Genomic DNA, 22,463 nt, shown 5'->3' with positions numbered 1-22,463 from the left:
TACATACAGCGTCAATGTGTAACGAAGGAGAGGGTCATGCCTCGCACCGACCCGGCCGACGTCGAAGCCGCAATCCTCGATGCCGCGCGGTCCTGCGTACTCGACTTCGGCGTACGAAAGACCACGTTGGCCGAGGTCGCTCGGCGTGCGCGGGTGAGCCGACCGACTGTCTATCGCCGCTGGGCCGACACCGACAGTCTGGTCGGTGAGCTGATCGCGCGCCAGTTCCGCGAGGCCGTCGCCGGGGCGTTGCCCGACGGTCCCGATGCGCGTACGCGAATCGTCACGGGTGTCATCGAGGGCGCCCGGCGGATCCGCAGCCATCCGGTCTTCGTAAAGATCTTCCACGCCGACACCGATCTCCTTCTCACCTACATCGTCGAGCGGCTCGGTCGGTCGCAGCACGAGGTAATCGAGCTGTGCGCAGCCGCGATCCGTGCAGGTCAGGCCGACGGTTCGGTACGTGAGGGCGACGCCGATCAATTGGCGACGATGGTGCTGCTGATCGTGCAGTCGACGGTGCAGTCCGCGCGGATGGTCGAAGACACGCTGCCACCTGAGGATCTCGACCGAGAGCTCGCGCTGGCGATCGGCGGCTATCTCGCTGGGGGTTCGCAATGAGAGGATCATCCGCGCTCAACGCTGCGCGTCGCAGTCGCGAACTCGAGGAGGTTGCGGCCGGCGACCCGATCGATCTGCTCGTCATCGGCGGCGGCATCACCGGTGTCGGGGTCGCACTCGATGCGGTATCGAGAGGCCTTCGTACGGTGCTCGTAGAGCGGCACGACCTGGCGTTCGGCACCAGCCGATGGAGCTCGAAGCTCGTACACGGTGGTCTCCGGTACCTCGCGTCCGGTGATGTCGGCATCGCGTACGAGAGTGCCGTCGAACGCCGCATCCTGATGACCCGCACCGCACCGCATCTCGTACGCCCCATGCCACAGCTGATCCCGCTCACCTCGGACTTGAGGCAAGGTCAGCGGGCGCTCATCCGCGTTGGCCAGCACGCCGGCGACCTCCTGCGTCAGGTGTCGGGCACGAGCCGGCACGTACTACCCCGCTCGCGTCGGATCACCCGGTCCGAGACGCTCCGCCTCGCACCGTCCTTGGTCGAAGACGGCTTGTCGGGAGGGCTCCTCGGCTGGGACGGCCAGCTGGTCGACGACGCGCGGCTCGTCGTCACCGTTGCTCGTACGGCGGCTGCGCATGGTGCGCGAGTCCTCACGCGAGTCTCCGCGAGTGACGTCACGGACACCTCGGCGACGCTCCACGACGAGCTCGGCGGGCAGAGCTTCGACGTACGCGCCCGGGCTGTCGTCAACGCGACGGGTGTCTGGGCGGGCGCCGTCGATCCCCAGATCCGGCTGCGACCCAGCAGGGGCACGCATCTGGTGTTCGACGCATCGACGTTCAGGGGACTGAACGCGATCCTGACCGTCAGTTTGCCGGGCGAGCGCAACCGCTTCCTGATGGCGCTGCCTGCCCAGCATCGCCGTGTGTACGTGGGTTTGACCGACGAGCCTGCGCCCGGGCCGGTGCCGGAGGTTCCCGAGCCCAGCGACGCCGAGATCGACATGCTGCTTGCGACGATCGGGCGGGTGCTGCGCGAGCCGGTGACCCGGGCAGATGTGCGTGGTGCGTTCGCCGGGTTGCGCCCATTGCTGGATACCGAGGACGGCGGGTCGACATCGGACCTGTCGCGACGACATGTCGTGCATCCGTCTCCCGGAGGCCCGTTGACAGTCGTCGGTGGCAAGCTGACGACCTACCGACGCATGGCCCAGGACGCAGTCGACGCCGCGGTCGCACGCGCCGGCATCGACGCCGTGCCGTCGCGTACCGCTCGTCTCCCGTTGGTCGGTGCCGGCCCGTCGTCGCCGAGGCTCCCGGTGACCCTGGTGATGCGCTACGGCAATGAGGCGGCGGCCGTTGCGTCCGAGCGTGCAGGTGTGGCGCCGGTAGCCGACGGGCTCGACGTGTGCGCGGCCGAGCTCGCATTCGCCGTCAGCCACGAAGGCGCCCTGACCGTCGACGACATTCTCGACCGGCGTACGCGCCTCGGCCTGGTCGCCGACGACCGCGAGCGCGCGTACCCCGCCGCCCTCGCTGCGCTCGACGTGGCTGCGGTCTGAGCGAGCTTGTGGAATACCACGGGCCCATGGCAATCCACGCCGCTACCCAGCAAGTTTGGTGGTGAGTGGCGCGGTTTGCTATGGGCCCGTGGTATTTCGCGGACCCGCGCGTACGGAGCAGGTATTAAGTTGAGTGGATTACTCATGTATGGTGGCGTGCATGAGTCAGTACACGACGAGTCGTCGAACGGTCCTGCGGTTGGGCGCGACGGGAGTGGCGGCGGTCGCCGCAGGAGCCACGGGTTCCGTTGCGCCTTACGCAGGTGCAACTCCGCGCCGCCCGGCTGCGGGGCCGATCGTCAAACCCCTGCCGGAGCGGTGGTTCTACGACTACGGCACGAATGCCGAGATGCGCTGGGGCTCCGTGCATCCGGGCTACCTGACTCCGTTGTCGAGGCTGTTCGTACGTGACCACACGTCGACGCCACGTATCGCTGCCGCGGACTACTCGCTACGCATCTACGGCGACGGGCTGGCCAACCCGCTGACGGCCGACCACGCCGTCACGCTGTCGTACGAACAGCTGCGGGCGATGCGTTCACGTACCACCGTGTCGGTGCTCGAGTGCACGGACAACGGGCGCAGCTACTTCGACACCCAGCAGGGCACTCCGGTCAGCGGCACACCGTGGAAGCTCGGAGGCGTCGGCGTCGTTCAATGGCGTGGGGTGCCGCTGGCCGACGTACTGAAGAAGATCGGATTGTCCCCAGCAGCCCTCGACGTGATGGCCACTGGGCTCGATGCGCGGTACGTGAGCGACGGCGTCGACTACGGCAACGTACGGCGGCCGTTCCCGATCTCGAAGGCGCTCGACGATGCGCTGCTCGCCTACGAGGCCAATGGCCGACCGTTGCCTCCCGACCACGGCTTCCCAGTACGCCTGGTGCTGCCCGGCTGGGTCGGGATTGCGAACATCAAGTGGCTGGGCTCGCTGGAGGTTTCGAGCCGAGCGCTCGAGTCACCGTGGAACACCAAGTGGTACCGGATGACCGGCGGAGCGTACCCGGATGACTCACCCGCACTCACCACATTGCCCGTGAAGAGCGCGTTCGAGCTGCCCTTGGACGCACGCCTACGCCGAGGCCGCACCCGATTGACCGGACGTTCCTGGAGCGGCACCGCTGATATCGCGCGAGTCGAGGTCAGCACCGATGGCGGTGCCAGTTGGGACGGCGTTCGGTTCGAGCGCCGACATCCGAACGCGCGCTGGGTCAGGTGGTCGTACGACTGGCGACCTCGCCGCAGCGGTCGGTACGAGCTGATGGCGCGGGCAACCGACACTGCCGGTCGTACGCAACCCATGGAGGTTCCGTACAACGACGGTGGTTATCTGTTCTGGGCGGTCGTACGTCACCCGGTCACGGTGGTGTGACCAGGGACCGTTCGCGGGCAAGATTGCGACATGGGTAAGACAGACGCGGACTTCAAGGCCGACCGGGTCGGCAGCGCGATCGCTGGGACGAACCCGACGGTGATGCGCCGGATGAAAGCCGGGTTCGCAGCGATCGGTGACGTCCAGCGGCTCCCTGGCTACTGCGTGCTGATCACGGATACACCCGGCACCGACCAGCTCATCGACCTACCTGCGGATCGCCAACTCGCCTTCTTGGAGGACATGGCGATCCTCGGACGAACGGTTGCTGTCGTGTGCGGTCGCCGCGATCCCGAGTTCCGTCGGATCAACCTCGAGATCCAGGGCAACACCGACGCGTTCCTGCACGCTCATGTCACGCCGCGGTACGCGTGGGAGCCGCCCGACATCGTCGGATGGCCGGCGGCGGTGCCCTTCTGGGCCGGTCGCGTGGACAGCGGCGCGCACGAGCTCGGCCCAGCGCACGACGAACTGCGCGCGGAGCTGACCGCCGAGCTCGAACGCCAGGTCGCAGCGACCCAAGGCTGACCCGGCGCCACTCACCGTCCGCTCGGGAACTCGATCACCTGCTGGAACGTCGAGCGGTTCTGCCAGTGGATCGGATCCTGGGTGATCCCGCCGAGTGACTGGTGGAACGTCTGCGCCGCGCAGTACTGGTCGCCCGCCTTGCACGTCCCGTCGGCCGGGTAGACCTGCTTCTTCGGTACGGCGAGCGCCGACTTCAATGAGTCGAGCAGCACTCTGCGGCAGCTCGACACGGTGCCCTTGCCGCAGAACCATCGCGGCAGACGGTTCTCGACGTCACGTCCGAGGATGCGGCGCAGGTCCTTGCTCATCCAGCTGCTCCACGAGTCGGCACTGGCGTTGCCGCGATGGGAGTATCCGCCCATGATCGGGGCCGTCTGACGCATCGTCGCGTAGAGGTTCTTGCGCATGGCAGGCCGGAACTCCGCCTTCACCGCGCGCGGCCACCAAGCGTCGAGGAGGCGAAGAGCCCCACTGCGCTTGAACTTCGTCTTCCCCGCTGCACCCGCGGTACGAAGGCCGCCGGAGTCTCGCCACGCGCGGAGCTTCTGCACTGCCGCAGCGACGTCGGGGTTCTTGATCGGGCGGTCGCCGATGACCTCGAGCATCAAGCCGAGTGGACGGTCGGCCCGAGGGTCTTCGAGCCCCGCTTCCTCGACGAGGCCGACCAATGACGCGCGAGTGAACTTCTCACCCGCATCGATCCGCTCGCGTACGCGGTCGTCGAGCAGCTGCGCTCGGTGCACGGCGCCGAACATGAAGTTGCCGTCGGCCGCGTCGTACCCGGGCGCCTGCTTGTTGTTCCAGTTGACGATGTAGTCCTTGTCGATGACCTGCGGGTGCTTGTCGAACGACGTGTAACGCGCAGAGTTGTCGCCGGGCTTCCAGCCCTTCCACTCGTAACGCTGACGCGCTTCTGTCGGCAGGTTGGCGTCCGTGCCCGGACGACGTACGGGGTTAGCGCCCGAGTTGAAGTACGCGATGTCCTCGTCGTCGGCATAGAACCAGTTGAACGTGTAGTTGACGCCCGACGCCGCGTGCTGGAAGTCCTCGGCGGACTTGACCTGCTCCGGGTCGTTCATGGCGAGGAACGCGGCCGCCGCATCTCCTTCGTGCATGAAAGTACTACGCAGTGAGGTGAACGCAGTCGCTTTGCCGTACACGGTCGCGCGGTGGGTGATGATGCCGAGCTTCGTACGATCTGCGACGAGCGTGTACGACCCCTTCGGCGTCTGGTCACCAAGCGACGGCTTCCATGCGCTGTGGCGCTTCACCCGGCGAATCGGCAGGCACTTGCCCCGGAAGCGATAGCCGCGCGACTTGAGAGTTCCGCGCTCGCCGGTGGAGGGCTTGCACAGACGTACGGCGTACGAGTCGGTGATGTCTTGCATCGCCGACGTCGGACTCCATGCGTAGTCCTGGCCTCGGCCGACGAGCACGGCGAAGTTCAGGCCGGCGAACGATGCCCCCGATGCGCTGACGCCGGGCCCTTGTAGCTCCTGGACCATCCACAGCTGGGGCGCGAAGAAGCTGGTCTGCGGGCCGAAGACAGCAATGGGATTGCCGCTCTCGGTGTGTTCGCCACTGACCATCGTCGCGTTCGACATCATCGTGGTGGGCTCGTCGAGGAACCCGTCGGGGAGTACGCCGCCGTTCGCGAACCCCCGCAGGGAGCCCGCCGACCTGGCGGCAGGGGTGCTCCGGTTGCTCTTCGCGCTGCCCTTGCGGTTCGTCACCCAGGTGGCCGGTTTGACGCTGCCGCGGTCGGGGAGCACCGTACCGTCGGTCAGTGCGTCGGTGCCGTACTCGAACGTCTCGTCGACCGTCGTGACGGTCTCGGGATCGTCGGCGGCGCGGAAGGTCTTCCACATCTTGGTTCCCCGGGTCTTGCCGAAACGTGCGCGGGCTTCGATCAGGGCGATGGCCGACTGCACCTCGGATCCTCCGCCGCTTCCGAACATGCCGCCCGCGACGGCCGCGGTCGCGAGGATGTCGGTGACCTTCCACTTCGTCGGACCCTTCGGGTGGCCGAGTGCTGCGTACTCGCCGGGCAGCTTGGCGGCCACCCGAGCCTCCTTGATGTAGGCGTTCACGCCCTTCACCCAGGATTTGGCGTCCTTCTGCATGCGTACGCCGACCTCGCCGAGATCGGAAAGGTCGTCGAACTGACGTTGCAGCTCCTCATCGGTGTACGGCGCGATGCGCCAGATCGACTGCTCGAACTCGCGGTTGCCGACTGCGCCACCGGCGAGAGAGGTGAGATTGCCGCGCCCGAGGTGCCGGAACACGTCCATCACGAACAACCGGTCGGCGGCACCTGCATAGCCGGCGCCGTACATCGTGCCTGCGCGGGTCTCCCCGGTGATGTGCGGTACGCCGTCGCGTTTGTCTCGGACGATCGTGACATCGTCGCGCGGTGAGATCGTGCTCTCGATCTGATCATCCGGTACGCCGAAGGACTCCTCGTTGAAGTAGCGGTCGAGCTGGTCGTCGGTCAGCCCGCTGTAGCCGTAGACGAGATCCTCGTACTTGCCGAGCTGATCGGAGAAGTGCGGCGGGCGCTTGCCCGTCTGCAGGAAGGCCAGGAGCTGGGGGAGTGTCGCGTTTCCGGCCTCGCCGGGCGGCAGGATGTAGTCACACTGACCCTCGCAATAGTCCTCGGCTGCGGGCGCCGGTGCGGGCTCGGCGGTCGCGACGACCGACGGTGCGAGGGTGACGACGAGGCCGCTGACGGCAGCAGCGGTGACCATGCGGACGAAGTGTGGACGCACAACGGGCCTTTCGCAGATGTGACCTGGGTCTCCCCAGCCGAAGTCACCTTAGCCGCAGAACACCCGGATGTCTGCGCAACGCGGGCCTGCGCGTACGCAGGTCTCAGCTCAGGCTGAAGCGCTCCCCGATGGCCTTCTCCGTCGCCGCCCACAGCTGCTCGCCGCGCTCGCGGCTGTGTGCTGCGCTCGACATTCCGACCAACCGCGGCGCACCTCTGGACTGGCGCATCGAGCCCGGCCCGACGTACGAACCGCCCGCGAGCATGGGAGTCGTCGCCGCCATCAGGAGCGGCCAAGCGCCGGCATGTGCTGGTTGGGCGAAGATGCGGGTCACGATGCCGAGGCCGACCGAGCCGACGGTGCGACCCTCGAGAGTTGGCCCGGTCTTCTGTAGGCCGGTCGCCGCGAACCCGGGGTGAGCGGCGACGCTCACGACTCCGCTGCCGCTCTCTGTGCAGCGGTGATGGAGCTCCTGGCTGAACATCAGGTTGGCGAGCTTGGACTCACCGTACGAACGCCAGCGCCGGTAGCGGCGATTGTCGCTGGAGAGGTCCAGTGAGCTCAGATCGATGCCGCGAACGATCGTGTGCATCAGCGACGAGACCGTGACGACCCGCGATTTGCTCTCTTCGAGAAGCGGCCACAGGCGAGCAGTCAGCGCGAAGTGGCCGATGTGGTTGGTGCCGATCTGCAGCTCGTACCCGTCGGCCGTGCGGCGGTCGGGCGGCGCCATCACCCCTGCGTTGTTGATGAGTACGTTGATGTGCTTGTGATCGCGCCGGATAAGGTCCGTGGCGCTGCGAACCGAGGTGAGTTCGCCGAGGTCCAGTGGTACGACGCTGACGGCGACGCCCGGTGCGGTCGCGTGGATCTGGCTCGCCAGCTCGCGGGCGCGCTCGAGATTGCGCGCGGCCAGGATGATGTTGCTGCCGCGCCGTGCGAGCTCGAGCGAGACGTGGGTGCCGAGTCCGCCGGTGGGGCCGGTGATCATCGTCCAGGTGCCATGCAGGTCTGGGATGTTGTTGACCGACCACTTCATCCGATCACCGGCATTGCCTCGAGCACACGCCGGGCGAGGTCGGCGTCGCCGCGAGTCGTGATGTCGAGTTCGTCCGGGGTGCGCCGACCGGCCGAAAGCCGGGTGAACGCGTGTTGCGAGAGGTCGAGCTGTGCCGTCGGGTCAGCATCGTCGGCCGCTCTGGCGCGCCCGTCGTCGCCGACTCGGACCGTGCTGTCGAACCCACCGTGCCCGGAGACGATCCAGCGCACGGACGTACCGGGTTCGGGCGCGACGCGCTTGCCGAGTACGAACGGCAGTGAGCCGCCGAATACTGCGACGGTGTGTGCGGCGGCCGCGCTGTCCTCGCCGCCCGGGCGTTCGACTGCTGTGCGGATGTCCTGCTCATGCACCCAGAGATCCACCACTCGGTTGGACAGCAGCCGCTGCCAGGTCCAGCCGACGCCGCCCGGGGTGCGCTGCGGTGTCGAGTCGGGGTCGATGTCGAGGTCGCGCAGCTGTGCGAGTCGAGCTTCGACGGACGACTCGAGCTCATCGACGATCGCTGCCGCCGGACGATCGGCGCGCGCGTCGACGCCCTGCTGCGTGTAGTCGTCGGTGACGTCGGTGATCGCGCGGTCGGGGTCGTACCCCTCGCCGCCGACGAGTTCGGTCTCGATCGCCGCGAGATGTGCAGCGACGTCGTGGACCGTCCATCGCGAGCAGTCGGTCGGTCGCGCCCATTCGTCGTCGGGGAGGGAACGCAGGAGTTCGACCACGCGTCTAGCGCAGTCGTACCAAGCGTCGACTGAGTCCTGGATCGTCATGCGCAAAAGACTATCCAGACCGATTACGGTGCGTCACCGTTGGTCTCGGCTATCGGTCAACTCCCCTCGCGCTATCGACGAGTCAGAGCCGTACGAGTAAAGTACAGTAAACAACGCGACTTAATGGAGGATCGATGGATCGCATGAGGAGTAGAGCCTCGCTGACGCGCCGGCGCTTCACCGGACTTGCGGGCGCGGTCACGGCCGGCGCGGCCGTTGGCGTGGGTACGTCCGGCGCCAATGCCACGATCGAGCAGCCGTTTGCACCGATGGACTCGGGGCGCCGGCTTCGGCAGCCGAACATCTTGGTGATCCTCGCCGACGACCTCGGCTGGGCCGATCTGGGCTGCTTCGGCTCGCCACAGATCCGTACGCCGTACCTCGATCGCCTTGCGCGATCCGGTGTCCGGTACACCCACGGGTATGCCGCCTCGGCGGTGTGCTCGCCGAACCGGGTCGCGCTGTACACCGGACGGCATCCCGGCCGAATCCCCGGCGGTCTTCCCGAGCCGATCGGCGAGCCCAACCAGCGAGACGGGATCCCTCCGGAGCACCCCACGCTCGCGTCGCTGGTCAAAACACAGGGGTACGACACGGCCATGTTCGGAAAATGGCATGGCGGGTACCTGCCGTGGTTCGGGCCGCTGAAATCCGGCTGGGACGAGTTCTACGGGAACTATTCCGGCGGGCTGGACTACTTCTCGAAGTACAACCACAACGGCGACTACGACCTCTTCGACGGCGAGGACGAGACCGAGGACCCTCGCTACTACACCGACATCATCACGGAGAAGGCCGTCGGTTTCCTCGGGCGGCGGCACCACAAGCCGTGGTTGCTGAACCTCAACTTCACCACGCCGCACTGGCCGTGGGAAGGTCCGCGCGACAAGCGGACCAGCGATGAGCTCACCGAGCGTATGCAGGCAGGTGAGGAGGGCGTCCTCTTCCACGGCGACGGCGGGTCGCTCGACACGTACCGCGAGATGGTCGAGTCGCTTGATCGCTCGATCGGCAGACTCGTCTCCACGCTGCGGCGCACCGGCCAACTGCGTGACACGATCATCTTGTTCGCCGGCGACAACGGCGGCGAACGGTTCTCGTACCAATGGCCGCTGAGCGGAAACAAGGGCAGCGTCAACGAGGGCGGAATCCGGGTGCCGATGATCCTCAGCTGGCCGGGCGAGATCGCGCCACGCCAGGTTGACGACACCCCGGTGTACACGACCGACTGGACGGCGACCTTCCTCGAGCTAGCCGGTGCCGAACCTGATCCGGAGTACCCACTGGACGGCGTCAGCCTGGTCGAGCACGTGTTCCGGCGTCGCGGCATCGCAGAGCGCGATATGTTCTGGCGAATGGCCGACGGGCGTGCGCTGCGCCGTGGCGACCTGAAGTACGTACGATCCGGCGACACCGACCATTTGTACGACCTCGCGTCGGACGTACGGGAGCAAGCCGATCTGGCAGCGAAACGACCCGACGACCTGGCAGCGCTGCGTACCGCATGGGAGGCCGTCGACGCGACCTTGCTGCCGTACCCGGCAGCGTGATGCGAGCGAGCGTCCGCCTCCTCGCTCAACGGCGCGCCTCCGTGCCCCCTGAGGCTCGGGGGCTTACCTTTCGAGTGCTCCTCTTCCCCACATTGGAGTCGACATGAGCCATGTCTTGACGACGGCGCCCGATGCGCTCGTCCCATTTGGTACCAACGCTGCGATCGAGCAGCGGTTCACCGCGATGGCAGATCCACACCGCCCTCGCACGCCGCGGCTGCTCGTCGTCGCGGCCGACCTCAGCGCCGCGCAGATCGGTGCGTACGCCGGCGAAGCGGTGGACACGCCGCATCTCGATCGACTCGCCAAATCGGGCGCGCGCTTCACGCAGCTCGCGACGAGTCCGGCGCCGCCGCCGATGTCGCTGCTCCTGGCGCCGCTCGCCGAGGGCGGCTATGACACGGGTCGGTTCGCCGACGTCGATCGCGCGGTCTCGTTCGTCGGGTTGCGTAGGAAGGTGCCGTGGGCTGCGTACGTCGAGCTCGGTGCCGCCGATTGCGACGCCGGGGTCGGCGCACTGATGGCCGCACTCCGACGCGGCGACCATTACCGCATGACCGTCGTGCTCGTGCTCGGTGCACACACGCCGAATGCGCCCGCTCTGCTGGCTTGGCCGGGGCAGATCCCGCCGAGACAACGTTTCGATACACCGATCGCCCGCGCTGACTGGCTGCCGACGCTGTTGGAGGTCTGTCGGCCAGGCTCTAGTCGGCACCTCGATCACGAAGGCGTCGACCTCTCAGGGCACCTGCTCGATGGGGACGAAGTTCCCGCACGCGCTCGCCGCACGGTCGGTGCCCGCGCAGCCTGACGCAGAGTCGTCAGTACGGTGGCGGCGCGTTCGGGAACCGCGGGCCGGTCGGCCCGTTGATGCGTGATCGCTTCACCGCGACGACGATGACGATGACAAGCGCGGCGAGCGCAGCCGACCCTGCTACGCCGACCGCGATCAGCAGACCGAGCGCCGTGCCGAGGACGGACGGGTTGTCGGCGTACGCGAGCTGCGGCTGGGATTCTCCGGCTCCCGGCGACACCAGGTTGCACGTGATCTCGTACGTGCCGTCTGTCCAGTCGTCAGGAGTGACTGCTACCCGGTGCCACACGTCGGAGTTCCGGGTGTACGTGAAATCCCACACCGGGTGCTCGAGCGACCCGGGTTGTGCCGTCGCGTCTGACGGATCATCGGACACGGCTGCTCCCGAACAGCGGACCGATCCGACACCTTCGTACGTGCTGTAGATCGCGACCGGGTCGCCATCGACCTGCAACTCCGTCGACGACGAGTCGTCGAACTCGTGCACGTCGTAGTCGAGCAACCCGGATACGGCATTCGTGCCCAGGACGACCAGCGGCACGAACCCGAGTACGAAAATCGCCGCCGCGACGGCGTACCACCATCGCGACGGCGCTTTCAGTTCAGTCACCGACTCAGGCTATCGACAGCCCGGTACAGCGAGCCGGCGCCTTGGTCAGAACGCCGCCTCGTCGAGATCCATCAGTGACAGGTCGGTCGACTCCGCGGTCGCCCGCTCGGCCGTGATCTTGGGAAGGACGGTGCGGGCGAAGAACTGCGCAGCGGCGACCTTGCCCTCGTAGAAGGCCTTATCGGCCGCCGAGACCTCACCGCTCAGCGCTTCGAGAGCGACCTCGGCCTGGCGCATCAGCAGCCACGAGCACACGACATCGCCGAGGACCATCAGCAGGCGAGTGGTGTTCAGGCCGACCTTGTAGAGGTTGCGCACGTCGCCGTTCTCGGCATTCGCGTCGGCCGCCATCAGGGAGCCGAACATCGCGCCCATCAGGCCCTGGGCGTCTTCGAGCCCCTTGGCGAGCAGTTCGCGCTCGACCTTGAGTCGGCCGTTGCCCGCCTCGGACTCCACGAACTTCTGCACCTCGCCCGCCAGGAAGGTGAGCGCCTTGCCCTGGTCCTTGACGATCTTGCGGAAGAAGAGATCCTGACCCTGGATCGCGGTCGTGCCTTCGTACAGCGTGTCGATCTTCGCGTCACGTACGTACTGCTCGATCGGGTAGTCCTGCAGGAAGCCGGACCCGCCGAACGTCTGGAGCGACTCGGTGCCGAGGAGCACCCAGGAGCGCTCGGAGCCGTAGCCCTTCACGATCGGCAGCAGTAGGTCGTTGACCTTCTCTGCGAGCTCGTCGGTCTCGCCCTTCGATGCCGCGATCGCGACGCGGTCCTGGAACGTCGCCGTGTAGATGACGAGCGCTCGCAGCGCCTCGGCGAACGACTTCTGCGTCATCAGCGAGCGGCGTACGTCTGGGTGGTGGGTGATCGTGACGCGCGGGGCGGTCTTCGCCGGGTTGACCATATCGGCGCCCTGGACGCGCTCCTTGGCGTACTCGAGCGCGTTGAGGTAACCGGTCGACAGCGTGGCGATGGCCTTCGTGCCTACCATCATCCGGGCGTTCTCGATGACCTGGAACATCTGCGCGATACCGTCGTGCACCTCGCCGAGCAACCAACCGCGGGCCGGCTCGTGCTCGCCGAAGGTCACCTCGCAGGTGGTGGAGACCTTGATGCCCATCTTGTGCTCGACATTGGTCACGTACGCGCCGTTGCGCTCGCCGGTCAGCTCACCCGAGTCGACGTCGAAGTGGTACTTCGGCACGATGAAGAGACTCAAGCCCTTCGTACCCGGCCCGCCGGCACCCTCCACGCCGGCGGGTCGGGCGAGTACGAGGTGCACGATGTTCTCGGACATGTCGTGCTCGCCTGAGGTGATGAAACGCTTGACGCCCTCGATGTGCCAGCTGCCGTCGTCCTGCTGGGTGGCCTTCGTACGACCGGCGCCGACGTCGGAGCCGGCATCCGGCTCGGTGAGCACCATGGTGGCGCCCCAGCCGCGGTCGACCATGTGCTGGGCGATCTTCTTGTCACGGTCGGTGCCGTTCTGGTGCACGATGCTCGCGAACGCGGGGCCGCATGCGTACATCCAGATCGGGGGGTTCGAGCCGAGCACGAACTCCGAGCTCGCCCAGACCAGCGAGTTGGGTGCGGGCTGCCCGCCGAGCTCGGCGGGGATCTGTAGTCGGAACCACTCGGCGTCCATCCAGGCGCGGTAACTCTTCTTGAACGCCTCGGGCATGGTCACCGAATGCGCCTTCGGGTCGTAGACCGGCGGATTGCGATCGGACTCGGCGAACGACGGCGCCAGGTCTTCACGGGCGGTCCGGTCGATCTCGTGCAGGATGCTCCGGGCCGTGTCGATATCGAGATCCTCGTACGGGCCCGTGCCGAGCACGTCGCCGATGCCGAACACCTCGAACAGGTTGAACTCGATGTCGCGCAGATTGCTCTTGTAGTGGCTCACGGGACCCACCCCTGGTCATCCGGCTGCGTTACCCGCAGCGTACGTACTGGTCAGTAACTCAAGTCTGCTACCCGAGAGTAACAAAGACAAGTCCAAACCGGGTGATGTGCCTCGTACTTGCCATCTCGCCCGAGTGATGTATTCTGCCTAAGTCACGTAGTTCACTAGTCTTAAGTAATTAGGATGACTCCATGCGAAATCTGATCGTGCTCGGCATCGTCGGCCTGGTGGCACAGCTGATCGACGGCTCACTCGGCATGGCGTACGGCGTCACTTCGTCGACCCTGATGCTCGCGGTCGGGATCTCGCCCGCAGCCGCTTCGGCCGCGGTTCACCTCTCCGAGGTCGGTACGACGCTCGTATCGGGTGCGGCGCACTGGAAGTTCGGCAACGTCGACTGGCGCATCGTCGGCATCATGGCGGTGCCGGGCGGCATCGGCGCGTTCGCGGGCGCCACTTTGCTGTCGAACATCAACGGCGACACGGCCAAGCCGTTCGTCGCGATTCTGCTGCTCTCCCTCGGTGGCTACGTGCTCTGGCGCTTCCTGCGCCTCGGCGGCGAGCGGCCGCAGTTCAAGGGCAAACTGAAAGCCGGTTTCCTCGCACCGCTCGGCGTTGTCGCGGGTATCTGCGACGCGATCGGCGGCGGTGGCTGGGGTCCGGTCGGTACGACGTCGCTGCTGTCCTCGGGCAAACTCGAACCCCGCAAGGTCGTCGGCTCCATCGACACCTCGGAGTTCGTGGTCGCGATCGGAGCATCGCTCGGCTTCCTCTTCGCGCTCGGCAGTCAGGGCATCAACTTCGGCTGGGTCGTCGCCCTGCTGATCGGCGGTGTGATCGCCGCGCCGATCGCCGCTTGGCTCGTCCGACACCTGCCCGCGCGCATCCTGGGCGTCGCGGCCGGTGGTGTCATCGTGCTCACCAACCTGAAGACCGTGCTCGAGTCCGTCGGTGTCGAGGGGGTCTACGTCGCGGTTGCGGCCGTCGTGTGGGTGCTCGTGTGGGCGCAGATGCTCCTGGTTTCGGTACGCGCCGAGCGTCGTGCTCGCGCGGTCGAGTCGGTCGCCGTCTGATCGGTTGGATCGACAGACCCGCCGAGGTACGCCGTCCGGCCAATAGGACCCACCGCTATTGGCCGGACGGCGTACCTCGGCGCGCAAGCGATGGCCGAACACCGAGTCTGTCTACATTTCTGAGAGACTTGGTGCCATGCGGGTATCGGCCAAGTCGGATTATGCACTGCGTGCACTCATCGAGATCGCCGGGCGCTCCGATGGCGGTCCGGTCTCTGCAGAGGAGCTCGGGCGCCTCCAGGACATCCCACATGGGTTCCTGCAGGCGATCCTGGCCGATCTGCGCCGAGCCGGCATCGTCGTGAGCCAACGCGGCCAATCGGGTGGTTGGCGGCTGGCGGGCAAGGCGGCCGACGTACACATCGCCGACGTCATCCGCGCGGTCGACGGCCCGTTGGTGAGCGTGTACGGGCTGCGGCCGGAGTCGGTGAGCTACAACGACTCGGCGGTTGTGCTCCAACATGTGTGGATCGCCGCCCGCAGCAGCCTGCGCGACGTATTCGAGAACGTCAGCATCCAGGATCTCGCCGATGGCAAGCTGCGTGACGACATAGCGGCGCGTACGACCGACGAAGAGGCGTGGAAGCCGCACTGAGCGTTCGCAAATGCTGGACATCGGCGCCCCAATGGCGCAGGCTCGGTCGCGATAACGCTGCGTGTTGTCGAATCCGAGCGAGGTACGCATGGCGATCCTGAAACGACCAGAGCGCATCAAGGAGCTTCCGAGGTTCCGTGGTGTCTCCGATGCCGATATGAATCAGATCGCCGCGGCCGGAACGGTCGTCACAGTGCCGGCACGCTGGTCGATGATCCTCGAGGGCAGCCCGCCCGACGAGGCGTACCTGATCATGTCGGGCGAGGTCGTTGTGCGACGGCAGGGCGAGGAGATCGCCCGGCTCGCTCCTGGCGACATCGTCGGTGAGATCTCTCTGCACGAGCGTCGCTTGCGTACCGCGACGGTGACCGCGGATACACCGCTCGAACTTCTCCACCTGACCCGTGATGCGTTCGGTCGGCTCTACGAGCAGGTCCCGGACTTCAAGGCGGCCGTCGACGCCACGGTCTCGGAGAGACTCACGTCGTAGAGGTTCGAGGGTTCCAACCCGGCGGCGGAGCCTGATCGTTGGGCGCCTGGCGGTCACCGCACGCTTGTCGAGGCGGCAGTAACGGCTGCGCCACGCGGTGGTTGGCTGCGCTTGCAGTGCACGCGTTCGTGCCCACGCGGTAGGTTGGGAGATACCAAGGAGGGCCGAATACGGTGTCGTGGATTGCTTGGCTGGTTGCCGCCGCGGCGCTCGGCGTCGCGGAGTTCTTCACGCTCACCTTGGCGTTCGGCATTCTCGGCACCGCTGCACTCGTTGCCGCCGTTGTCGCGGGCGTCGGAGCGGTTTGGGTTGTCCAACTGCTCGCATTCGCGGTCACCGCCGGCGCCGGTCTGCTCCTCGTACGGCCCATCGCGCGGCGTCAGCTGAAACAGACGCCGGCGATCCGCGACGGAAGCGATGCCCTGATCGGCAAGCGGGCAACGGTGATCGAGGAGGTGACTGTCGACCGCGGCCTCATCAAGCTCGCAGGTGAGCACTGGACGGCACGGTCCTTCGACGAAGCGCAGACGATCCCTGCTGGTGCGGCCGTCGACGTGATGGAGATCGAAGGCGCAACGGCGATCGTCTATCCGCACGATCTGCTGCCATGATCGGCTGTTCGGCACTGCCGTTGTGAACAGCTGATCTGAACTGAAAGGCGAATGCTGAATGGAACTGCTCGTACCGATCATCGTCGCGGCCGTCTTGATGGTCTTCCTCGTTGTCTCGTCCGTTCGCGTCGTGCCACAAGCACGCCGCTACAACATCGAACGTTTCGGTCGGTATCGCGCGACATTGCAGCCTGGCTTGAACTTCATCGTCCCGGTCGCCGATCGGGTCAACACCAAGCTCGACGTACGTGAGCAGGTCTTCTCCTCGGAGCCGCAGCCGGTCATCACCGAGGACAACCTCGTCGTGCACATCGACACGGTGCTCTATTACCAGATCACCGATCCGCGATCCGCCGCGTACGAGGTGGCGAACTATCTGCAGGCGATCGACCAGCTCACCGTCACCACGCTTCGCAACGTCATCGGCAGCATGGACCTCGAGCGCACCTTGACCTCACGCGAGGAGATCAACGCGCAGCTGCGGGGCGTACTCGACGAGGCCACGGGCAAATGGGGCATCCGGGTCAACCGCGTGGAGATCAAGGCGATCGATCCGCCGCCGACCATCAAGGAGGCGATGGAGAAGCAGATGCGCGCCGAGCGGGACAAGCGGGCCGTCGTCCTCCACGCCGAGGGCGAGCGGCAGTCGAAGATCCTGACGGCCGAGGGCACGCGCCAACAGAACATCCTCGAAGCGCAGGGCGAGCAGCAGGCCCGAATCCTTCGCGCCGACGGTGAGGCGAAGGCCGTCGAACGCGTCTTCCAGGCAGTCCACCAGAACCAAGCAGACCCACAACTCCTTGCGTACAAGTACCTCGAGACCCTGCCGGAGCTTGCGGGCGGGCCCAACAACACCTTCTGGGTCATCCCGGGGGAGTTGACCGAGGCCGTACGTACGATCACGGGGGCATTCTCCGATCACTCGCAAACGGCGAGCCCTCAGGCGCAGTCGGCGCCCGAAGCCGCCGGGGGCGAGGGCAGCCAGGACGCTGTGACAGCGGCGGACGAAGCCGCGAAGCTCGCCGAGAAGGCAGTCAGCGAAGCGAAGGCCGAGGTCGAAGCCGCTGCAGAGGGCGGGCCCGAAACTCCGCTGAGCGACGCTAGTGGTGACACGCCCGAGTAGGAAGCGTCAGACTACGCGCTCGACAAGCAGTAGAGCGCCGACGACGACCATCGATGCGCCGGATACGCGCGACACAGCGCGGGAGATCGATGGGCGCGCGCGGAGCAACATTGATGCCGCGCCTCCGACGCAGAGGTAGGTGACAGCACAGGTGAGGGTGAAAGTCGCGCCGAGCAGAGCGAACTGAATCGGCAACGGCCAAGCCGAGTCGGGGTCGCTGAACTGGGGGAGCATCGCGACGAAGATCAACATTCCTTTCGGATTGAGGCCGCTGACCAGCATGCCCTGCAGCATGATCGAGGCGTGCCCGCCGCGATCGAGGTCACTGGTGACGACCGCGGGTCTGGCAACGGTGCCGATGCCGAGCCAGATCAGGTACGCGCCGCCGGCCAGGGTGAGCAGGGTCAGTGCCGTCGGTGTCGAGGCGATCACCAGCCCGAGGCCCGTCGCGACGACGGCGGTCATGACTGCGTAGCCGGCGACGATGCCGGCCGCGGCGGAGACCGCCTTTCCCTTCAGCCCGGCGCTGATCGCGTACGCCCAGTCGGGGCCGGGCACAGCGATGAGAACGGCGGCGAGGAGCCAGAACGAGACGACGGAACTCACCGGCATCAGCAGCTCCTTTCGTACCCCGACGCTTCGATGCGGGCAACGCTAGGGCCGTATCGCCCAAAAGTGCTTCCGAGTTCTACTCAGATTTGGAAACTGAGTGGAAGAATCTCTACATGGATCACACTGATCGCGAGATTCTTTCCGTACTCCAGGAGGAAGGGCGGATCACCCTCACCGAGCTGGCCGACCGCGTCCGGTTGAGTGTGTCGCCGTGTCACCGACGGCTGCGCACGCTCGAACGGGAGGGGACGATCAAGGGCTACCGTGCCGTGGTCGATCCTGTCGCGCTCGGGCTGACCTTCGAGGCGCTGGTGTTCGTGACGATGCGGCAGGAGGACCGCGAAACGCTACTCGGGTTCGAGGAAGCCGTCGCCGAAGTGCCCAATGTCGTCCAAGCACAGCGGTTGTTCGGAGATCCCGACTACCTGCTGCGGATCGTCACTCGGGACCTCGCCGCTTACCAACAGCTCGAGGACGACGTACTCGCCGCGATGCCCGGCGTACAAAGACTCAACTCCACCCTGGTGATGAAGCGGATCGTGGACGACCGGGCGCTGCCCACGAGCGTCTGACCCCGTCGCGACCTCACAAAACGTCGCGGTGTTTCGTCGGACGTGGTGAGGTGACAGGAGGAGGCCGACGTGAACGCTCACGATTCTGACCAGTACGCGGAGCCTGGTCTGGACGCCCTGATGCGTGAGCGCCGACAGCTGATCAACCTGGGCTATCGGATGCTGGGCTCGCTGGGAGACGCCGAAGACGTCGTACAGGAGACGTACGCCCGCTGGTATGCGATGCCGTCGGAGCAGCGGTCGGCGATCGATGCTCCGGGCGCGTGGTTGACGAAGGTCGCGAGCCGCATCTGTCTCGATCTCCTAGGCTCCGCCCGCGCGCGTCGGGAGAGATATGTCGGCGAATGGCTCCCCGAACCCGTTCCCGACGGCGACGAATGGCTCGACGGGCCGTCCGGTGGAGCATCGGTCGATCCGGCAGACCGGGTGACTCTCGACGAGTCGATCAACATGGCGTTCCTCGTCGTGCTCGACTCGATGACGCCGGCCGAACGGGTCGCGTTCATCTTGCACGACGTGTTCCGCTACCCGTTCGCGGACATCGCCGAGATCGTCGGGCGTACCCCTGCTGCATGTCGGCAGCTCGCGACCTCGGCACGACGGCGGATCCGAGCGGCACACCCCTCCGATACCAGTCCTGCCCCGCGATCCGAGGTTGTCCGAAAGTTCAAGCGGGCATGGGAATCCAACGACATCAACGCGTTGATCGCGTTGCTCGACCCCGATGCGGTCGCAACTGCGGATGGCGGCGGCCTGGTGTCCGCAGCGGCCGAGCCGATCGTCGGCGGTGACCAGATCGCCGCGTACTTCATCGGGTTGCTCGATCTCGGAATCCAGTTCGAGCTCGCAGAGCGCATGGTCAACGGTCAACCCGGCCTGATCGTCCAGGTCGACAAAGCGACGTCGGCGGTGCTCGCGTTCGACGTTGCGGGCGAGCGCGTCAGCCGCATCTGGGCAGTACGTAACCCGGAGAAGCTGCGGCCGTGGACCGGGGACGAGCGTCCCGATTGACTCGGTTAATCCCTCTCGAAGCGCGAATCAGAAGCGACCCGCGCGTGCAGGTGAGCGTCGCGGAACCGCGTGAAGTCGCCGGACTGGAACATCCGATCGCGCAGTACGCCTTCGAGCGCGAACCCGCATCGCTGGGCGGTACGGCACGATGCCTCGTTGCCGACCGCGTGGTAGAGCTCGAGCCGGTGTAACCCGAGGGTGTCGAACGCCCATTGCCCTGCCATCGCGAGCGCTCTGGCCGCTACCTGGCGGCCGCGCGCCGTCGACAGTAGCCAGAATCCCACGTGTGCGCGCTTCATCTCCCAAGCGATCGAGTTGATGCCGACATGGCCGAGAACGCTGTCGGTACGTCGATCGACGATGCAGTACGGAGCACTGATGCCTTTGCTCCGTTCATCGACGCGACGCAACAGCGACTCCCGGGCCTCGCGATTCGACCTGATCGTCCGGGTTGGCGTGTTCCACCGGGTGAACTCGGCATCGGTCACTCCGGCGAGCCAGGCAGCAACGTCGGCCTCGGAGTCCGGGTTCCAGGTACGAAGGACCAACAGGTCGTCACCGAGCCGGGTGTCTGGGATTCGGTAGTCCACCATGGTCTCATTCAAGCCGGACGTAGAAATGCCGATGCCCCCGGCATGTGCCGGGGGCATCGATCAGTTACGAAGTGTGCTGCGGGTGTCAGCCCCTGCGGATGGCGCGCACCGCGGCCTTCTTCGCCGATGCCTTCTTCACGCGGAGCTTGAAGGTGTCCTTGCCGCGTGTGTTGGGCCGGTTCTTCTCGATCTCGATCTCACGGTCCGAGCCCGCACGGTGGGCCTTGTTGTGGAACACCTTGCCGTTGTGGCGCAACACGATGCGGTACTTGGCCTTGGGCTGCTTGACGTTGTCGAGCTCCACATCGATCTCGTAGCGGCCATCGTCTCTGTCCACATCGAACTCGACCTTGGCGCCGGCGTAGTTGAACTCGCGGTCCGCGGCGCTCGCCGGGCTGCTGCTGAGCAGAGCCATGGGGGTTGCGAGCAGCGCTGCGGCTCCGACGGTTGCAGTTGTACGACGGAAGTTCATCGCGTTCTTTCCCTCTCTCGACATGCGGTCCCGGGTCCGGGAGTGCCTCCACTCTCGGCAACCCCGGTGAGACGGCCGTGAGAAGAAGATGAAGAAGCTCTCATGGACGAGGTGGCGCGGTATGTCACACTTGCGCTTCGTCGTGCGAACCGTGGGGGTGTGTCCAGTGGACTGGACTTTCGAGGTCGTCATTTTGCCCGTCAGCGACATCGAGCGCTCGGTGGCGTTCTACCGGGATCAGGTGGGTTTCGAACTCGACCACCACACGGTCAACGAGCACATCAACGTGGCCCAGCTGACGCCGCGCGGTTCAGGTTGCTCGATCGTTGTCGGGAGTCTCCCGACGCAGCGCGAGATGGAGCCCGGGTCGATGCGCAATCTCCAGCTGTGCGTCGCCGACGCGGCCGCGGCCCGGGCCGAACTCGTCTCGCGTGGAGTCGACGCGAGCGAGATCACGTCGTTCGGTGATCAGGACGGGATGACCTTCTTCGGCTTCTCGGACCCGGACGGCAATACCTGGGCGGTCCAGGAGCTGGCGGTACGAGCAGCGAAGCCGCTGATCCCCGTTGAAGCGCGTGGTCGGTTCGGTGATGACCTAGATCTCACGGACGACGACTTCGCCTCGACCGACGACGGTCAGATCCGGTAGCGACCAGGACACGACCTGCAGGGCCGCTCTGGTCCTTGCGTTGGAGCGGATGACGGGAATCGAACCCGCACTATCAGCTTGGGAATCGTCCTGTTATCGCCGGGAATGCCTATATATAAGGGCTCTCGGCTACATGGCGACCATCCTTGACCGTCGCTCCCCGGTGGTTCCTGCGCGAAGTGGCACGTACGTGGCACGCGACGTACGTCCAGCTTGGAAGGTGTCCCCGCGCGCCCATGACGCCTGTAGCTCCTGGGATCGATGACAACCGGGCTGACCGTGACTGACCCCAGTTTGCTCCGGCTAATGGCCCGTTAGTGGCCCGAGCTGTCAATCCTCTTGCAGGGGTAGGCGTCCGGTTGATCGGTCCGGTGCGTCCAGGTACACGCGCGGCTTACGGGGCGAGAACGACGCAAGAATCTTGTTGAGCTCCGTGACCTCGTGCAGCGACAACGGCGGCGAGTAGATGTCTCCGATGTCGGCGCACAACGAGTAGATCGCTCCCACAAGCCCTTCGAGCTCATCTGCGATCTCGTGCGCCCGATCTGCAGACAGCTCCACCACAGACTCACGTCGCTTAATCTCGCGCTTCTCCGGAGACCGGCGCCGCTTGACTCCCATGTACCAACCGGGTCCGTTGAGGTCGTGTCGTTCCCAGTGGGTATGCACTACTACGTTGCGTTGCTCTCTCAGATGGCCTGCGATGGTGAGAATCTGCCGCATGCGCTCTGATCTCTCGTCGTCGAGGACGTATGAGTCGAGGCGGAGGCACGTCCGGATGAGAACGGACATGTCTTCGCCTGCGTACAGGACGTGGCCCATGTCCGACTCCATCAGGGCGCAGATCAGGTATCGGAGGCTCTCCTCAACCGAGGCCGACGCATTCGTGACCTTGCCAATTGCGTTCATCAAACTTCGGGCCATGGGTTGCACCGTAGACGGACAAGCCGCGGCCCGTACTGCTTTTGCGCAACGGGCACACCTGCCCCATCCCCTGATAGGTGCCGCTCGTAGGTCGGAGTGGAGCGGGTCAAGGGTCGAGCTTGCTCGATCACGAAGTGACGCGACGTAGGAGCGCTCTTGACGCGTGGAGCGGAGGCCGAAGAATGGACCGATCAGGGGACGGGGCTCTACGGTCAGCCGGCTAACTCGCGGCGGT

At 66.0% G+C, this 22,463-nt stretch carries 23 protein-coding genes; 14 read left to right on the top strand and 9 right to left on the bottom strand.

The window, feature by feature from the left end:
- The first annotated feature begins 36 nt into the window (after positions 1 to 36).
- The 4 genes from MU582_20660 (at position 37) to MU582_20645 (ending at position 4,032) form a co-directional block, all read left to right on the top strand.
- Positions 37 to 621: a TetR/AcrR family transcriptional regulator gene (locus MU582_20660; protein ID UPK74818.1), complete on the top strand. Its 585-nt coding sequence runs from the start codon at positions 37 to 39 to the stop codon at positions 619 to 621.
- Positions 618 to 2,132, top strand: a complete 1,515-nt coding sequence (locus MU582_20655) for a glycerol-3-phosphate dehydrogenase/oxidase (GenBank protein ID UPK74817.1) — start codon at positions 618 to 620, stop codon at positions 2,130 to 2,132. The genes MU582_20660 and MU582_20655 overlap by 4 nt, the downstream gene beginning before the upstream one ends.
- A gap of 160 nt (positions 2,133 to 2,292) precedes the next feature.
- Complete coding sequence (locus tag MU582_20650) at positions 2,293 to 3,504, top strand: molybdopterin-dependent oxidoreductase (GenBank protein UPK74816.1); 1,212 nt, start codon at positions 2,293 to 2,295, stop codon at positions 3,502 to 3,504.
- A 30-nt stretch (positions 3,505 to 3,534) separates the two neighbouring features.
- Positions 3,535 to 4,032 carry a diadenosine tetraphosphate hydrolase gene (locus MU582_20645; protein UPK74815.1) on the top strand — a complete coding sequence of 166 codons (498 nt, stop codon included), beginning with the start codon at positions 3,535 to 3,537 and terminating at the stop codon, positions 4,030 to 4,032.
- A gap of 11 nt (positions 4,033 to 4,043) precedes the next feature.
- Here MU582_20645 and MU582_20640 read toward each other — a convergent pair whose 3' ends face one another.
- The 3 genes from MU582_20640 to MU582_20630 form a co-directional block, all read right to left on the bottom strand.
- Positions 4,044 to 6,779, bottom strand: a complete 2,736-nt coding sequence (locus tag MU582_20640; GenBank protein ID UPK74814.1) for a penicillin acylase family protein — start codon at positions 6,777 to 6,779, stop codon at positions 4,044 to 4,046.
- A gap of 124 nt (positions 6,780 to 6,903) precedes the next feature.
- Positions 6,904 to 7,839 (bottom strand): oxidoreductase, encoded by a 936-nt coding sequence (locus MU582_20635; GenBank protein ID UPK74813.1) that lies wholly within the window; start codon positions 7,837 to 7,839, stop codon positions 6,904 to 6,906.
- On the bottom strand, positions 7,836 to 8,576 hold the full coding sequence (locus tag MU582_20630; protein UPK74812.1) for a maleylpyruvate isomerase family mycothiol-dependent enzyme: 741 nt from the start codon (positions 8,574 to 8,576) through the stop codon (positions 7,836 to 7,838). The genes MU582_20635 and MU582_20630 overlap by 4 nt, the downstream gene beginning before the upstream one ends.
- 191 nt (positions 8,577 to 8,767) lie before the next feature.
- Here MU582_20630 and MU582_20625 point away from each other — a divergent pair, with 191 nt between their 5' ends.
- Together MU582_20625 and MU582_20620 are read left to right on the top strand one after the other, a co-directional pair.
- On the top strand, positions 8,768 to 10,174 hold the full coding sequence (locus MU582_20625) for a sulfatase-like hydrolase/transferase (protein ID UPK74811.1): 1,407 nt from the start codon (positions 8,768 to 8,770) through the stop codon (positions 10,172 to 10,174).
- 103 nt (positions 10,175 to 10,277) lie between these two features.
- Positions 10,278 to 10,985 (top strand): hypothetical protein, encoded by a 708-nt coding sequence (locus tag MU582_20620; GenBank protein ID UPK74810.1) that lies wholly within the window; start codon positions 10,278 to 10,280, stop codon positions 10,983 to 10,985.
- 10 nt (positions 10,986 to 10,995) lie between these two features.
- Here MU582_20620 and MU582_20615 read toward each other — a convergent pair whose 3' ends face one another.
- Together MU582_20615 and MU582_20610 are read right to left on the bottom strand one after the other, a co-directional pair.
- Positions 10,996 to 11,598 (bottom strand): hypothetical protein, encoded by a 603-nt coding sequence (locus MU582_20615; GenBank protein ID UPK74809.1) that lies wholly within the window; start codon positions 11,596 to 11,598, stop codon positions 10,996 to 10,998.
- Between the two features lie 45 nt (positions 11,599 to 11,643).
- A complete protein-coding gene (locus tag MU582_20610; GenBank protein UPK74808.1) occupies positions 11,644 to 13,503 on the bottom strand; it encodes an acyl-CoA dehydrogenase in 1,860 nt (619 codons plus the stop codon).
- A gap of 191 nt (positions 13,504 to 13,694) precedes the next feature.
- Between MU582_20610 and MU582_20605 the strand changes: the two genes are divergently transcribed.
- The 5 genes from MU582_20605 to MU582_20585 all read left to right on the top strand — a co-directional run bounded on the left by MU582_20605 (position 13,695) and on the right by MU582_20585 (position 17,395).
- On the top strand, positions 13,695 to 14,576 hold the full coding sequence (locus MU582_20605; protein ID UPK74807.1) for a sulfite exporter TauE/SafE family protein: 882 nt from the start codon (positions 13,695 to 13,697) through the stop codon (positions 14,574 to 14,576).
- 136 nt (positions 14,577 to 14,712) lie between these two features.
- A complete protein-coding gene (locus MU582_20600) occupies positions 14,713 to 15,171 on the top strand; it encodes an Rrf2 family transcriptional regulator (protein UPK74806.1) in 459 nt (152 codons plus the stop codon).
- Between the two features lie 88 nt (positions 15,172 to 15,259).
- Positions 15,260 to 15,661 (top strand): cyclic nucleotide-binding domain-containing protein, encoded by a 402-nt coding sequence (locus MU582_20595; GenBank protein UPK74805.1) that lies wholly within the window; start codon positions 15,260 to 15,262, stop codon positions 15,659 to 15,661.
- A 173-nt stretch (positions 15,662 to 15,834) separates the two neighbouring features.
- Positions 15,835 to 16,272, top strand: coding sequence for an NfeD family protein (locus MU582_20590; GenBank protein ID UPK74804.1), 438 nt, complete (start codon positions 15,835 to 15,837; stop codon positions 16,270 to 16,272).
- Positions 16,273 to 16,330: 58 nt separating this feature from the next.
- Positions 16,331 to 17,395 carry an SPFH/Band 7/PHB domain protein gene (locus tag MU582_20585; protein UPK74803.1) on the top strand — a complete coding sequence of 355 codons (1,065 nt, stop codon included), beginning with the start codon at positions 16,331 to 16,333 and terminating at the stop codon, positions 17,393 to 17,395.
- Positions 17,396 to 17,401: 6 nt separating this feature from the next.
- On the opposite strand, the gene MU582_20580 is transcribed toward MU582_20585, so the two are convergent.
- Complete coding sequence (locus tag MU582_20580) at positions 17,402 to 18,007, bottom strand: LysE family translocator (protein UPK74802.1); 606 nt, start codon at positions 18,005 to 18,007, stop codon at positions 17,402 to 17,404.
- 113 nt (positions 18,008 to 18,120) lie between these two features.
- Between MU582_20580 and MU582_20575 the strand changes: the two genes are divergently transcribed.
- Complete coding sequence (locus tag MU582_20575) at positions 18,121 to 18,579, top strand: Lrp/AsnC family transcriptional regulator (GenBank protein UPK74801.1); 459 nt, start codon at positions 18,121 to 18,123, stop codon at positions 18,577 to 18,579.
- Positions 18,580 to 18,648: 69 nt separating this feature from the next.
- Positions 18,649 to 19,590, top strand: a complete 942-nt coding sequence (gene sigJ, locus MU582_20570) for an RNA polymerase sigma factor SigJ (protein ID UPK74800.1) — start codon at positions 18,649 to 18,651, stop codon at positions 19,588 to 19,590.
- A gap of 5 nt (positions 19,591 to 19,595) precedes the next feature.
- On the opposite strand, the gene MU582_20565 is transcribed toward sigJ, so the two are convergent.
- Complete coding sequence (locus MU582_20565) at positions 19,596 to 20,183, bottom strand: GNAT family N-acetyltransferase (protein ID UPK74799.1); 588 nt, start codon at positions 20,181 to 20,183, stop codon at positions 19,596 to 19,598.
- Between the two features lie 85 nt (positions 20,184 to 20,268).
- A complete protein-coding gene (locus MU582_20560; GenBank protein UPK74798.1) occupies positions 20,269 to 20,679 on the bottom strand; it encodes a hypothetical protein in 411 nt (136 codons plus the stop codon).
- 142 nt (positions 20,680 to 20,821) lie between these two features.
- Here MU582_20560 and MU582_20555 point away from each other — a divergent pair, with 142 nt between their 5' ends.
- The gene (locus MU582_20555) at positions 20,822 to 21,304 is read left to right on the top strand and encodes a VOC family protein (protein UPK74797.1); all 483 of its coding nucleotides are present in this window, start codon (positions 20,822 to 20,824) and stop codon (positions 21,302 to 21,304) included.
- 330 nt (positions 21,305 to 21,634) lie between these two features.
- Here the strand turns inward: MU582_20555 and MU582_20550 are convergent, their stop codons facing one another.
- Positions 21,635 to 22,228 (bottom strand): hypothetical protein, encoded by a 594-nt coding sequence (locus MU582_20550; protein ID UPK74796.1) that lies wholly within the window; start codon positions 22,226 to 22,228, stop codon positions 21,635 to 21,637.
- Positions 22,229 to 22,463 lie beyond the last annotated feature (235 nt).

The sequence above is a fragment of the Nocardioidaceae bacterium SCSIO 66511 genome, assembly GCA_023100825.1.
GTDB lineage: Bacteria > Actinomycetota > Actinomycetes > Propionibacteriales > Nocardioidaceae > Solicola.
This window is presented reverse-complemented; position numbering and strand designations above follow the sequence as displayed.